Annotated in this window: 14 protein-coding genes; 2 read left to right on the top strand and 12 right to left on the bottom strand. The window is 63.4% G+C overall.

Features of this window, described 5'->3' with window-relative positions; all coding sequences use genetic code 11:
• Positions 1–91: 91 nt before the first annotated feature.
• Genes D0T21_RS12585 through D0T21_RS12595 form a run of 3 tightly spaced genes read right to left on the bottom strand, consistent with a single transcriptional unit; the run spans position 92 to position 2,542 of the window.
• Positions 92–910 carry a metallophosphoesterase gene (locus D0T21_RS12585; RefSeq protein ID WP_116989521.1) on the bottom strand — a complete coding sequence of 273 codons (819 nt, stop codon included), beginning with the start codon at positions 908–910 and terminating at the stop codon, positions 92–94.
• A 1-nt stretch (position 911) separates the two neighbouring features.
• On the bottom strand, positions 912–1,895 hold the full coding sequence (locus D0T21_RS12590; RefSeq protein WP_116989520.1) for a diacylglycerol kinase family protein: 984 nt from the start codon (positions 1,893–1,895) through the stop codon (positions 912–914).
• The gene (locus D0T21_RS12595) at positions 1,829–2,542 is read right to left on the bottom strand and encodes a phosphatase PAP2 family protein (protein ID WP_116989519.1); all 714 of its coding nucleotides are present in this window, start codon (positions 2,540–2,542) and stop codon (positions 1,829–1,831) included. Before D0T21_RS12595 ends, D0T21_RS12590 begins: the two co-directional genes overlap by 67 nt.
• A gap of 139 nt (positions 2,543–2,681) precedes the next feature.
• On the opposite strand from D0T21_RS12595, the gene D0T21_RS12600 reads away from it, so the two are divergent.
• On the top strand, positions 2,682–2,906 hold the full coding sequence (locus D0T21_RS12600; RefSeq protein WP_116989518.1) for a hypothetical protein: 225 nt from the start codon (positions 2,682–2,684) through the stop codon (positions 2,904–2,906).
• Between the two features lie 72 nt (positions 2,907–2,978).
• Here D0T21_RS12600 and D0T21_RS12605 read toward each other — a convergent pair whose 3' ends face one another.
• Complete coding sequence (locus D0T21_RS12605) at positions 2,979–4,052, bottom strand: AI-2E family transporter (RefSeq protein ID WP_116989517.1); 1,074 nt, start codon at positions 4,050–4,052, stop codon at positions 2,979–2,981.
• A gap of 96 nt (positions 4,053–4,148) precedes the next feature.
• Positions 4,149–5,048: a LysR family transcriptional regulator gene (locus D0T21_RS12610; protein ID WP_116989516.1), complete on the bottom strand. Its 900-nt coding sequence runs from the start codon at positions 5,046–5,048 to the stop codon at positions 4,149–4,151.
• A gap of 101 nt (positions 5,049–5,149) precedes the next feature.
• Between D0T21_RS12610 and D0T21_RS12615 the strand changes: the two genes are divergently transcribed.
• Positions 5,150–6,163 carry a zinc-binding alcohol dehydrogenase family protein gene (locus D0T21_RS12615; RefSeq protein ID WP_116989515.1) on the top strand — a complete coding sequence of 338 codons (1,014 nt, stop codon included), beginning with the start codon at positions 5,150–5,152 and terminating at the stop codon, positions 6,161–6,163.
• Here D0T21_RS12615 and D0T21_RS12620 read toward each other — a convergent pair.
• The 7 genes from D0T21_RS12620 to D0T21_RS12650 form a co-directional block, all read right to left on the bottom strand.
• Positions 6,160–6,693: a hypothetical protein gene (locus tag D0T21_RS12620; RefSeq protein WP_116989514.1), complete on the bottom strand. Its 534-nt coding sequence runs from the start codon at positions 6,691–6,693 to the stop codon at positions 6,160–6,162. The genes D0T21_RS12615 and D0T21_RS12620 overlap by 4 nt on opposite strands.
• An 84-nt stretch (positions 6,694–6,777) precedes the next feature.
• Positions 6,778–7,974 (bottom strand): alanine transaminase, encoded by a 1,197-nt coding sequence (gene alaC / locus D0T21_RS12625; protein ID WP_116989513.1) that lies wholly within the window; start codon positions 7,972–7,974, stop codon positions 6,778–6,780.
• Between the two features lie 102 nt (positions 7,975–8,076).
• The gene (locus D0T21_RS12630) at positions 8,077–8,394 is read right to left on the bottom strand and encodes a hypothetical protein (protein WP_116989512.1); all 318 of its coding nucleotides are present in this window, start codon (positions 8,392–8,394) and stop codon (positions 8,077–8,079) included.
• Positions 8,395–8,455: 61 nt separating this feature from the next.
• Positions 8,456–8,788 (bottom strand): hypothetical protein, encoded by a 333-nt coding sequence (locus tag D0T21_RS12635; RefSeq protein ID WP_116989511.1) that lies wholly within the window; start codon positions 8,786–8,788, stop codon positions 8,456–8,458.
• Positions 8,789–8,840: 52 nt separating this feature from the next.
• A complete protein-coding gene (locus D0T21_RS12640) occupies positions 8,841–9,695 on the bottom strand; it encodes a DMT family transporter (protein WP_116989510.1) in 855 nt (284 codons plus the stop codon).
• Position 9,696: 1 nt separating this feature from the next.
• A complete protein-coding gene (locus tag D0T21_RS12645) occupies positions 9,697–13,176 on the bottom strand; it encodes a DUF748 domain-containing protein (protein ID WP_199538441.1) in 3,480 nt (1,159 codons plus the stop codon).
• Between the two features lie 61 nt (positions 13,177–13,237).
• A complete protein-coding gene (locus tag D0T21_RS12650; RefSeq protein ID WP_116989508.1) occupies positions 13,238–13,717 on the bottom strand; it encodes a hypothetical protein in 480 nt (159 codons plus the stop codon).
• Positions 13,718–13,739: the final 22 nt, after the last annotated feature.

Here is a 13,739-nt window from a genome sequence, read left to right on the forward strand (position 1 = left end):
GGGGTCAAGTCTGACATTCGGACACGAGCTCAACCGTAGCAACGCGTTACGGTTGAGCTCGTGTCCGAATGTCAGACTTGACCCCGGCGGTTTAGGCTTCGGCGGTGAGGGTCCAGGCGCCGCCGCTGCGCTGGAAGCGCTCGGTGTGCGCCAGCTCGAAGGTGGCCGTGCCTTCCACCCAGCTGTAGCGCTGCACCTCCACCTTGTCGTGCTCGACGCGGATGACGTTGAACGAATTCGATTCGCCCCGCCCGCGCGTCGAGGTGGCGGTGCCGGCCTGCACCATCAAGGCCGCGTAGCCGCTGATCTCGTAACGCTGCGCCGTGTTGTGCGCATGGCTCACATGCAGATGCCCGGCCAGCAGCAAATCCACACCGCACTCGGCAAACGCCCGCATCGCCAGCGGCGCGCGGTTGACCAGGTCGTTGTCGTCGAGCGCCTCCGGCATGTCGAACGGGTGATGGGTGACGATGATGCGCGTCAGGTGCGGATCCACCGCGCTCATGCGGCGATGGATCTGCTCGATCTGCTCGCGGTTGATGCGGCCGTCCTTGAAGGTCAGCGACCGCGCGGTGTTGATGCCCAGCACGGCGATCTCTTCGTCCACATATTCCGGCGTCAAGTCCAGCGTGACGTAGCGGGTGTACTTGCGCAGCGGCGTCAGGAAGCGGCTGGCGACGTTGTACAAGGGGATGTCGTGATTGCCCGGCACCACGATCTGCGGTCCCGGCAAGGTATCGAGGAAGGCCCGCGCCGCCTTGAACTCCTCGGTCCGGGCGCGCTGCGTCAGGTCGCCGGACACCACCACCACATCAGGCGCCAGGCTGGCGACCAGTTCTTGCAGCGGCCGCAGCAGATTCTGGTCGACGCGGCCAAAATGCAGATCGGATAAATGAACGATGGTGCGCATGCTACCCCTCCCCGGCCGGCACGATGACGCTCAGCGCCGCCGCCCGCGAACGGTAGCATAGCGGTGGCTTCATCAACGACACTTCGCCATCGGTGGCAACCCGCATATGATGGTGCCGGGTTTCGATAATCAATTCCGGCGCCGACAACACGTCGAAATCGCGTGCCTCGCCCAGCCTGCCGAGCATGGCGTGGAAGCCATAACGCAGCAGCCCCAGCCGCGACGGCTTTTGCGCCACGTACAGGCACAACTTGCCGCTGTCGAGCCGCTCGCGCGCACCCAGCGTCAGGCCCTGCAGGTATTCGTTGTTGCCGATGAAGACGAAGGGCGTGCGGCGCAGATGCTCTTCGCCATTGATCTTGAGCCGCACGCTCATGAACGGAAAGCGCCGCAAGGCCGCGAACAAGGCGCGCCCGAACGCCGGCCACTTGCTGCGTCCCAGGTGGCGCTGCTGTTGCTCACGGTCGCGCACGATGTCGGGATAGATGCCCAGGCCGGAATTGTTGAGAAAGATACGGCCGTTCACCTCGCCCACGTCCACCTGGCACACCCTGCCCTGCACCACATTGGCCACGGCCGCATCGAGGTCCAGCGGTATCTTCAAATCCTTGGCGAAATGGTTCAACGTGCCCAGCGGCAGCACCCCCAGCCGCGTCGAACTGCCGACCAGCACCGACGCCACCGCGTTGATGGTGCCGTCGCCGCCGCCCGCCACCACCACGGGAGCGCCGTCGGCCAGCGCCCGCTCGGCGCACGCGATCATCTCGGCGCCGCTCTTGGCCAGCGTGATGTCCGGCTCGACGCCATGGCTGCGGAATTTTTCCGCCAACGCGGCGGTCCAGCCGCCGCAATAGCCCTGCCCTGCGCCGGCGTTGATGATGACGATGATGCTGTCCAGCGCGTTCTCCCGGAAATAGTTTATATCGTTCTGGCTTCGCGGCGCCGGCGCAGCGTCGAGATCGCCGTAATGCAGACCGCCAGCCACGCCACGCTCTCGGCCATGGCCGCCAGCACGTCGCTCAAATAGTGCGCGCCCAGATAGACGCGGCTCAATGCCACCAACAATACCATCAAGACGCAGCCAACCACCGTACCCAAGCGCACATGCCATTGCGGACGGGCGATCACCAGATAACTCGCCAACAGCCCGTAAAACAAGGTCGCCGCCGACGTGTGGCCGCTTGGGAAGCTGTAAGTCATCAAGCTCACCAGCGGCTCATCGAATGCCGGCCGGGCGCGCTGGAAGTGGTACTTCAGCGCCACGTTCAACAGCGCGCCGCTGGGCACGGCCACCAGCAAGGCCAGCAACCAGTAGCGCGCCTGCACGCGCCAGAAATGCCAGCCCAGCGCCGCCACCAGCAACACCATCCCATACCCCGTATGCACCAGCGACACGCCCAGCATGAAACTGGTCAGCGGCTCGAAGGCATGGACATGGAACCATTGCGCCACCTGCATGTCCAGCACGGTGATCGCCTCCTTGCCCATCACATCCTCGGCCAGGTCGCCGAAAACCGCGACGGCACCCACCAGCAGCGCCAGGCCGGCGGTCAGGTGCAGGCCGAATTCGCCGCCCGGCGACAGTCTTGCTTCAACGAAACGGATGAATTTGGTGAAAATTTGGTGCTCCAAGGCCTCTAGCCGTGCAAGTTGGTGGAAAAACCACGAAAAAACGAATTTACTGTTTATTTACACAGTACCTGTTTATTCATACAGTAGTTGTGCTATTCTGAACTCCTCGTTAAACGCTACTCCCCACAAAGGAAATGTCATGACTACATTGCACAGCAGCTTTGGTTCCCGCTTCGGTCTGGAATATATGCCTACCTCGTTCCTGGTACGCGTGGGCAAACGCGAGTTGTTGGTGTGCCGTGACTTCCGCAAGCGCTACTACGCAGTGAACCCGATCATGGAATGCGACACCGGCGTACAGGCAGGCCATCTGGAAGTGCTGATGTTCCGCCGCTGGCTGCTGATCCTGTCGAAGGCGCACTAATGGTTGCCGGTGCCAGTTGCCCGATCCAGTCGCAAGACAGGCCGGCCGACGCCGCGGCCTCGATCGCGCTCCTCACCTGGGTTTGGCAACTGGCGAGCCGTCATCAAACAGATTCGCCTCGTACCAAAGCGTCACAAACAGAACCATCACAACCGGACCGATAAACAGTCCAACCAGGCCCAGGGTTTCAACCCCGCCCAGGATACCGAACAGTACGGCCAGGAACGGCAGCCGCGTGGCGTTGCCGATCATGCCGGGCCGTACAAAGTGATCCGCCACGAACAGTACGATGGTGCCCCATACCGCGACCGCGATGGCCGCCGGCACGGCGCCGTTGAACGCCAGCACCGCCGCCGCGCTGACGAAAGCGATCGGCGCACCAAATGGAATGATCGCCAGGATGCCCGTCACCGCCGCCCACAGAGCGGGGGACGGCAGGCCTGCGATCGCGTAGCCGATGCCGATCAACACACCTTCCGCCAGGCCCACCAGCACCAGGCCGTTAACGGTGGCGCGGATCGCCGTCGGGATTTTTTCGGCGTAGCGCGCCCAGCGCTGCTCGCTGAAGCAATGGCTGCCGATGGCGGTGATCTGGCGGTTCAACGCCTCGCCATCCTTGTAGAAGAAGAACAGGCACAAGAAGGCCAGGCCGAAATCGACCAGGCGGTGCATGAAGCCGACGCCGGCCACCTTGATCATGTCGCTGGCCGAATGCAGGCCGTTGATTTCGCGCTCGGACAGCAAGTGCGACAGTCCATGCGGCTGGCTCAGCGTGGCTTGCCACCAGTCGCTGATCCATTCGCCGACCATCGGCAGATGCTGGACAAAGGCCGGCACCGGGATGCCGTCGGTGTTGGCGGTGACGATGTAGTTGGCCAGTTCCGGCGCCTGCTTGGCGGCCTGCGCCACACCCAGCGAAACCGGCACGATGAAGACGGCCACGCAGATCAAGGTCAGCGCGGCGGCGGCCAGCACGTCGTGGCGGCCGAAGCGGCTCCGTATGCGCTGGTACAGTGGCCACGTCGCCACGCACAGGATGCCGGCCCAGATCAGCGGCAGGAAGAATCGATGCATGACGAACGCCGCCAGTGCGATCAAGGTCAGGGAAAAGCCGGCACTGAGAATGTCGCGTTGGGTTTCGGTCATCGGAGTATCTCCTGGTAAATATTGGGGCTATGGTAAGCGTATTTTGCGCCACCGTAAGCGCTAGCTTGTCGTTTTAATTATTTTCTAAGCGTATTTCTACGCCTTCTCGCAGTGCGCGCGCAGGAAGTCCCGCAGTTGCAGCACCGTCGGCGTGATCTGCGCGCGGTGCATGCACAGCATATTGAGCGGCGCCGGTTCGCCCAGTATGTCCGGCATCAGGATATGCAGGCGCCCGCTGCGGATGTCGTCCGCCAGATCCAGCCGCGATTTGTAGGCGATGCCCATGCCCGCCACCGCCCAGCGCCGCACCACGTCGGCGTCGTCGGCGCTGCGGTTGCCATTGACGTGGATCGCCATCGGCTCGGCGGCGGCGTTGCGGTAGAAACTCCAACGGTCATGGATCACCTCTTCCACCATGAAGCGCAGGCAGTTGTGGCGCAGCAGTTCGTTCAGATCCTTCAATTTTCCGTGCTGCCTGATGTAGTCCGGCGAGGCCACCAGCACGCGGCGGTTGTCCGGCGCCAGCGGCAGCGCGACCAGGCTGGAATCTTCCTGCCTGCCGTAGCGGATGGCGATATCGACCGGCTGCCGGTACATGTCCGACACCCGATCGCTGATGCTGAGCTGGAAGCTGACCTTGGGATACAGCGCCTGGAACTGGTCCAGCCAGCCGACCATCATGTTGCGGCCCAGGTCGGATGGCATCGAAATCTTCAGTGTTCCGCCCAGCGTTTCCTGGCCCTGGATCAGCGCATCATGGCCTTCCTTCAACAAGCGCAGCGCCTCGCGCGCGTGACGCAGATAGTGTTCGCCGTCCTCCGTCAAGCGCAGCGAGCGCGTGGTGCGGGCGAACAAACGGAAACCCAGCTCGCCTTCCAGCCGCTTGACGGCGGCGCTGGCCAGCGCCGGCGATATCTCCAGCTCGCGCGCGGCGGCGGACAGGCTGCCCCGGTCGGCGGTACGGACAAAGACGGTCAAATCATCCAATCTCAACAATTTTCGGCATTCCTTTGAAAGTGTTTCGTTATACAGCCTCTTTTTCAAGGCCGCGAAATAAATGATGATACATCCAATCCCAACTCACCCGGAGCATTCCAATGAAAGCCGTCGCCTACCGCAAGTCCCTCCCCATCACCGACGACGACGCCCTGATCGACATCGAACTGCCGGCGCCGCAAGCGACCGGCCACGACCTGCTGGTCGAAATAAAAGCGATCTCGGTCAACCCGGTGGATGTGAAAATCCGCGCCAACATGGCGCCTGCCGAAGGCGATAGGAAAGTCATCGGCTGGGACGCGGCCGGTGTGGTCCAGTCCGTCGGTCCCGACGTCACGCTGTTCAAGCCGGGCGACGAAGTCTGGTACGCCGGCGCGCTGATGCGCCCAGGCACCAACAGCGAGCTGCACCTGGTGGACGAACGCATCGTCGGCCACAAGCCGAAAAACCTGGACTTCGGCAAAGCCGCCGCGCTGCCGCTGACCGCCATCACTGCTTGGGAACTGCTGTTTGAACGCCTGGAAGTGAGCCGCGACAAGGGCGTGCACGGCCAGTCGCTGCTGGTGATCGGCGCGGCCGGCGGCGTCGGTTCCATCCTGGTGCAACTGGCGCGCCAGCTGACCGGACTGACTGTGATCGGCACCGCCTCGCGTGCCGACACGGCGGCCTGGGTGCAGGAACTCGGCGCGCACCACGTCATCGACCATAGCAAGCCCCTGAACGAGGAGATCGCCCGCCTCGGCCTGCCGCCCGTGACCTATGTCGCCAGCCTGAACCAGACCGACCATCACTGGCCGGCCATCGCCGAACTGGTCGCGCCGCAAGGCAAGGTCGCGCTGATCGACGACCCGGCCGCCATCGACGTGCGCCTGTTGAAGCGCAAGAGCGTATCGCTGCATTGGGAATTCATGTTCACCCGTTCGATGTTCGAGACGGCGGACATGCAGAAGCAGCATCAGCTGCTGAACGATGTGGCCCGGCTGGTGGAAACCGGCGTCATCAAGACCACTCTGGCCGAACGCTACGGCAAGATCAACGCGGCCAACCTGAAGCGCGCGCACGCGCTCATCGAAAGCAACCGCGCCAAGGGCAAGATCGTACTGGAAGGTTTTTAAACGGCAGGCGCCTCGCCGCCTGCATGCTGCAGCAACTGCCGGGCGCGCAGCAAAGCCAGCGCCGTGTTGTCGTGCTCGGCCAGCGCGGCCTGCATGGTGCCGGCCGCCACGCAGGATGTCTCCAGAATCTGCAAGAACAGCGCCTGCCGCCGGCGCAATCCCGCCGACTGGTAGCCAAGCTGCTCGAACATGCGGCCGACGTCGATGCAATAGCTGCGCAGCTCCCACATGGTGTTCTTGGTGATCTCGATATCGTTGCGCATGCTGAGGTCGACGTCGATCAGCTCCATCTTCGCCGTCCCATCGACCGAGTAGGCGCGGATCGTCGGCAGCCATTGTTCAAACTTGCCGGCGATGCGTTTGATGCGGATGATCTTCTGGTCCAGCATGCGGCAATAGTGCCAGCACAGCCAGCACACCGGCAGCCGCGCCAGGATGCGCGGCAGGCCGGCCGATTGCAACGTGAGTTCAAGTTTCCTGACGGCGTCGAGCAACCGACGCGTACTGTCGCTGACGGGTGAGAAAGACATGATGGACGCTCCTGTAGGAATTCAGGAACACAGTAGCCGCGGCATCAAACATCCCGTTTGATGCCGCGTAAAGTCCACGCAGATTTATTCAGCCTTGCGGAACATGGCCTTGATGCCACGGAGACCCTGACGGATACGGGCTTCGTTTTCGATCAGTGCGAAGCGCACATACTCGTCGCCGTAGTCGCCGAAGCCGATGCCGGGCGACACGCACACCTTGGCCTCGGCCAGCAGCAGCTTGGAGAATTCAAGCGAACCCAGGTGGCGATACTGTTCCGGGATGCGCGCCCAGATGTACATCGACGCCTTCGGCTTGTCCACCGGCCAGCCGGCTTCGCACAAGCCTTTGTGCAGCACGTCGCGGCGGCTCTGGTACATCGCGCAAATGTCGCTGACGCAGCTTTGGTCGCCTTCCAGCGCGGCAATCGCCGCCACCTGCACCGGCGTGAAGCTGCCGTAGTCGTGATAGCTCTTGATGCGCGCCAGCGCCGCCACCAGCTCCTTGTTGCCGACCATGAAGCCGATGCGCCAGCCCGCCATGTTGTAGCTCTTGGACATGGTGAAAAATTCCACCGCCACCTCGCGCGCGCCCGGCACCTGCATGATGGACGGCGCTTTCCAGCCGTCGAAGGTGATGTCGGCGTAGGCCAGGTCGTGCACCACCAGGATGTTGTGCTGCTTGGCCAGCGCCACAACGCGTTCGAAGAACTCCAGCTCCACGCATTGCGCGGTCGGGTTGGACGGGAAACCCAGGATCATCATCTTCGGTTTCGGATAGCTCTCGCGCACCGCGCGTTCCAGCTCGTCGAAGAAATCGACGCCGGGGGTCATGCGCACCGAGCGGATATTCGCGCCGGCGATCACCGCGCCCCAGATGTGGATCGGGTAGCTGGGGTTGGGCACCAGCACCGTGTCGCCCTGGTCCAGCGTGGCCAGCATCAGGTGCGCCAGGCCCTCCTTGGAGCCGATGGTGACGATGGCTTCCGAGTCGGGATCGAACTCGACGTCGTAGCGGTTCTTGTACCACTTGGTGATCGCGCGCCGCAGACGCGGTATGCCCTTGGAGGCCGAGTAGCCGTGCGTGTCGGGACGTTGTACGGTGTCGACCAGTTTTTCGACGATGTGCGCCGGCGTGGCGCCATCGGGATTCCCCATCGACATGTCGATGATGTCTTCGCCGCGACGGCGCGCCGCCAGCTTGAGCTCGGCGGTGACATTGAAAACGTAGGGAGGCAGGCGATCGATGCGCGAAAAGCTGCGCGGAGTTTGGGTGTCAGTCATGGATATCTCACGTAAGCGCCCGGAACCGTCCGAGCGACGTCGATGCAATGTTGCATCGGTATCCATACTAGCCGAAGGTTTCGGCTTTTTGCAATAGCCTTTTTAGGCGCTGGCTTGTTTTTCCTGGTCGCTGAACCACTCGAACAGAATCAGGCCGACGATGGACGCCACCGGAAACAGGCACACGCAGATCACTACCCACAGCACCGGCGAACGGCCCAGGCGCTTGGCCGACATGCCGATGAACACCAGGTGCACGATGAAACTGACCGCGATGCCGACCCCGGCCAATATCAACAGCGGCACCGAGTTCAAGGTGTACTTGTTCAGCGGCGGCAGGAAGGCGGCGACGCACAGCACCCACGTGATCAGCGAGACTGTGGCGGCGGCGATCGGTTGTTGTGCGCGGGCGATTTGCATAGGGTGACTCCTCCAGTAAGCGGCTATGCTGCCACGAACTAGTCAGAAACGCAACACGGGCCTATTTGGTCGGAGGAAGCTGGATGACGATGGGGGCAGGCGCCGCAGCAGACGCAGACTTGGGAGGGACCGCGTTGTTCAGTACAAAAGTCATGACGGTGATGGCTGCCAACCCGGCGCCAGTCACCATGCCCACGATCCATTTGATCATCGTGGCGCTAAGATTTGCCAGGTCCGCCTTGGTGACCATATTGGCCTCGATATGATCGAGACGGGTTTCAATCTTGATCAGCCGCTCACGCGCCTCGATGGCAAACTCCTCCAACCGTTCCAGACGCTGACGCGCTTCGACAGCAAATTCTTCCAATCGTATAAATCTCGTATCGATGTCCATGTTGACATCTTAGGCCACTGCTTCCACCCCAGGCAAGCTCAGCAGGTTTGATTCAACGCAACGAGGTCAGCGCGCTCGCCAGCACGATGCTGCCGATCGCCAGCCATTGCGTCAGTGTCAGGTGTTCGCCCAGCACCACCATGCCGGCCAGTGCGCTGAGTGCCGGCGCGCCGCTGCTGAACATGCTGAAGGTGCGCGACGACAGGGTGCGCATCGACAGCATCTCCAACGTGTACGGCAAGGCGCTCGACATCACCGCAATCGCCAGGCCGATCAGCAGATAGCTGGGCGTCAGCAGTGCCGCGCCGCCGTACCACCCGCCTATCGGCACGATGAACAGCGAGGCGGCCAGCATGGCCCACGCCACCGACTGCCCGCCATGCATCACCGACACCCGCTTGCCGAACACGATGTACAAGGCCCAGCACACTGCCGCACCGGCCGCGTACATCACGCCCACCGGATCGAGCTGGTCGACCTTGCCATGGATGGGCAGCAGGTAATACAAGCCCAGCACCGCCAGGCAGACCGCGGCGAAATCGCGCGGCCGGCGCGACGACAGCACCGCCACCGTCAGCGGCCCTGCCACTTCGATCGCCACCGCGATGCCCAATGGGATGCGCTCGAAGGAGCGGTAGATCAGCAAATTCATCAAGCCGATCACGCTGCCGTAGATCGCCACGTTGACGCCCTGCGCCCACGTCAGCGGCGTGCGCCACGGACGGAAGATCAGCAGCATCAGCACCGCAGCGAGGCCGACCCGGTAAGCCGTCACGCCTTCGACGCCTACCAGCGGGAACAGGTGCTTGGCAATCGCCGCGCCGAAGTTCAGCGACAGCTGGCTGGCCAGCAAGGCAAACCCGGCCAGCAGCGCACTGCCGCCAACGTGTTTTTTATCGTCGCTCATCTTATTTGGCCGACAGTCCGAGCTTCAGTGCAATCGGCTTGCCGGTGCTGGCGTCTACCGGTTCCGGCGCGGTGGTGTGGGCGGCGGCGGCATCGACGCCCTCCCCCTTCAAGGCTGCGAGGATCGCGGCGGATCGCTTGGCGCCCAGCTGCGGCAAGGCGTCCGCCGGCAATGGCTGCTTCTCCTCCAGACGCTCTTGCAGCTTGGCATAGAAGGCCGTGGCGTCCGCCACTTGCGGCTCGCCTTGCACCAGCTTGCCCAGGCGTTGCAGGATGGGCAGTTTCTTTTGCGCCGAGTCGGCTGCGGTTGCATCGGCACCGGCGGCGCCGGCGGCAGGACCGGCGGCGGCTTCGGCGGCCTTCTTCTGCTTGTCCAGCTCGGCCGCGCCGAAACGCTCGGCATACAGGTCGCGCATGGCGCCGCGCACTTTGCGTTGGCCCATGTCGAGCGGTCCCGGCTGCTCGCCGGCCGCCAGCTTGATGTCGGCGCGCGCCAGCACCACGCGGCGCAAGGCTTGCGCGCGCAGGGCCGCGCCGTCCACCTGGTCGTTGTACTGGCCCGGCACGGACAGTTTCAGCTGCGTCTTCTTCGCCAGGATCTGCGCCACCTGCTTGAGTTTCTCGCGCTCCGGCGGCAGCACCACGTCGCTGCCCGCGTCGAAGTCGATGGACTCCAGCTTGTCGCCACTGACGCCGAACAGACTGCCCAGCGCGCGGAACGGCGAGGTCACGATCTTGGTCATGATATTGCCGATCGCCTTCCACACCACCGAGCCGTAGCTGAACTGCGGATCGTTCATATTGCCGGAAACCGGCACGCCGAGATCGATGCGGCCATCGCTGTCTTTCAGGATGGCCAGCGCCAGTTCCAGCGGCAGCTTGAGCGCGTCAGGGCTGTCGATGCGCTCGCCCAGCGTCAGGTTGTCGAGCACGATGTGGTTGTTGCCTTCCAGCTGGCCCTTGGCGACCTTGTATTCCAGGTCCAGCGAGATCTTGCCCTGGGCGATCTTGTAGCCGGCGAACTTCATGCTGTACGGCGAGGCCGATACCATGTCGACGTTCTTGAACACGACGTTGATGTCGGTGTTGTCGGCCGGGACGAAGGGATTGAGCTTGCCACGGATGCGCGCCAGGCCGAAGTCGTCGACGCGGCCGTCCAGTTCGATCTGGCTGCTGGCGTCGCGCTTGGACGACAGGCCGGTGATCACGCCGCCCAGCTCATAAATTTTGGCGCCGAATTGCGGCCGCAAGCTGAGGTCGGTGAAGGCCAGCTTGGCGTTCTCGAAGCGCACGCGGCGCACCTTGACCGGGAACGGCTCGGCGGCTGTCGCCGGTGCGACGGCCGGCTTGGCGGCCGCCGCCGAGGCCGGCTGCGCCACCAGCAGGCGCTGGGCGTTGAAGCTGCGGTCGTTCTCGATGATGAGGGTGGCATTCGGCTCGATGACGCGCAGCTCGGCGATATCCAGCACGTCCGGCGACAGGCCGAAGGCCAGCTTGTCGGCGCGTACCGATTTCCATTGGGCGAAGCGGTCGTTGTCTTCTTCGTTGAGCGCGAGTTCGGCCACTTCCAGCGAGCCGTCGTAGCGCAGGCCGGGATCGGCTTTGCCGCCGGCGCCCGTGTGCAGGCGTCCCTGGCCGGAGATGCTGCCGGCCGCGATCTTCAGCTTGACGTACTTGGACAGCAAAGGCTGCACCGGCGCGATCGCCAGCTTGGTCAGCTTGAGATCGGTATCGACGGCGCCGGTGGACGGCACGACCTTGCCCTTGGCGGTCAGCAGGCCGCCTTCGCGCAGGCCGACTGCGCCGTCGAAGGCCAGCGGCTTCTTCAGGTCAGTGCTGGCGTCGGTCAGCTTGAGGTTGAAGTCCTGCAGATTGGCTTTGATGCCGCTGCTCGCATCATCGTAGCGGGCGCCGAATTTGTTGAACTCGACGGTCTTGATATTGGCCGCCCATGGCGCCGAAGCCGGCGCATCCTTGGCCGCTGGCTGTGCGCCGCCGCCCGATTTAGGGAAGGCGTTCAGGAACAGGAACTTGCCTTTACCGTCGCGCGACAGGTCCAGCTGGCCGCCGTCGAAGTACAGGCGGCCCAGGCTGGCGCGGTGCGCGGCCAGGTCGATCTCGCCGCCATCGAAGCCCAGTTGCGCCAGTTTCAGCGGCGTCATCGCGCCGCTGTTCAGCACCAGATTGTCCACCGAGAAGGCGGCGTCGGCGATGTTGAGCTTGAGGCCGTCGGCGGCGGGTTCGGCTTGCAGTTGCAGGTGCAGCTTGAGTTTGTCCGCATTGAACTTCAGCGCGGGGCTGACGGTTTCGTCCACCGCCGCCACGGCGATGTCGTCGAATGCGAGCTGCTTGAGCTGGATTTTCCAGTTGCCCGCCGGCGCAGGCTTGGCCGCCGCGACAACCGCAGGCTTGCCCGCCGCAGCCGGCACGGATGCTGCCGCCGTGACCGGCGTCGCCGCCTGCGCAGGCGTGGCAGGCACCATCAGCCCCGCCACATCCAGCTCGCCCTTGGCATCGCGACGCACCGCCAGCGCACCGCCGTTGACATGCAAGCCACCCACCGTCACGGTGCGCTTGAGCAGATCCACGCCGACATCGCTGACATCGAACAGCTTCAACTTGACGAAGGCCTCGGCCGCGCCATCGCGCTTGACCACCAGGTCGTTCAACGCCAGGCCGGCCCCGGCCACATTGGCATCCAGCTGCCCATCCTTGTAAGCGAATTTGTAAGGCAGCTTGGCCGACAAACGTCCATCCACCACCGCCACCCGCGCGAACGACTTCAGATACGTCGACACGCCCGGCAAGGCCACATTCTCCAGCGTCAGCACGCCGCTGCCGGCTATCGGATTGAGCGCGTTCGTGCCCTTCCAGCGCAGCTTGCCGCCCAGGCCCGCATCGGCACTCAGCGCGTAATCGCCGTTCTCGTCCGGCAGCGTGCTCAGGTTGTTGAGCGTGAAGGCGATCGGTGCATAGGTATCGTTGTAGCCGGCGTGACGGTCATGCATATCGACCTTGCCCTGCTCCAGCGCGAAATGCTCGATGACCAGGCGCGGCATGCCGCTGTCGCTGTCATCATGCTTACGTTTGTTGAGTGTCGTCACGAACTCGGCGATGTTGAACTTGCCGTCCGGCGCGATAGCCAGCTGCACCGTCGGCGCCACGATGCGGATATCGGCGAAACTCCAGGCGCGGCGCAGCAGCGAGCGCCACTGCATCTCCACCTCCAGCGCGCCGACGCCGAACAAGGGCGCGCCGCTGGCCTCGGTCAGCTGGAATTGCTGCACCGCCAGCCGCAGCGTGAAGGGATTGAAACTGACTTCGCCGATGCTAGCCTTGCGCTCCAGCTCGGTCTCGACAAACTTTGGAAGCTGGCTCTTGATCAATTGCGGCAACAGCCAGCCGCCCGCCAACGCATATATCCCCACCGCGCCAGCCACGCCCACGCCCCATCGCTTCCATCGTTTGTTCAATGCCTGCAAACTATTCCCCTGAAAATTTCTCTCACAGGCAACAGTATAGCAAGCATGGCAATACGGGGCCTTACTTGAAGACCGAGCAGTATTGCGTATTGCTTTCGATGTTCTGGCCCGGCTGGCCGTCGGCCGAGATCACCTTCAGCCAACCGTCCGGCTTGTTCGGTGTCGGCTTCTTGCCGCAGTTGGTGTGCACCCAATGGATGCCGACGCCGCCATCCGTGTACAACTGGCCGCAGGCTTCCACCCGGTCGTTCACCTTGATGGCACTCAGCGAAGTTGGCACGGTACGCTGGTTGGGCTCGAAGCCGCTGGCAAACACATTGTCGATCGCCACGTCGTACACCTTGCCGTCCTGGTCGGACTTCATCTTCAGATGGGTGTGCGACAGTTCCACGCCCTTGCGGAACTGGCCGTGCGAAAACTTAGGTCCCATCACCACGACACCGGTGCGGTAAGCGCCGGCCGACGCCGAGCAAGTTGCGGCTTCATCCGCGTGGGCGGCGAATGCCACCAGCAACGCACAGCCCAGCAATAGTTGTTTCATGCAAGCTCCCATATAGGTTTTG

This window comes from Duganella sp. BJB476 (assembly GCF_003416895.1).
GTDB lineage: Bacteria > Pseudomonadota > Gammaproteobacteria > Burkholderiales > Burkholderiaceae_D > Rugamonas.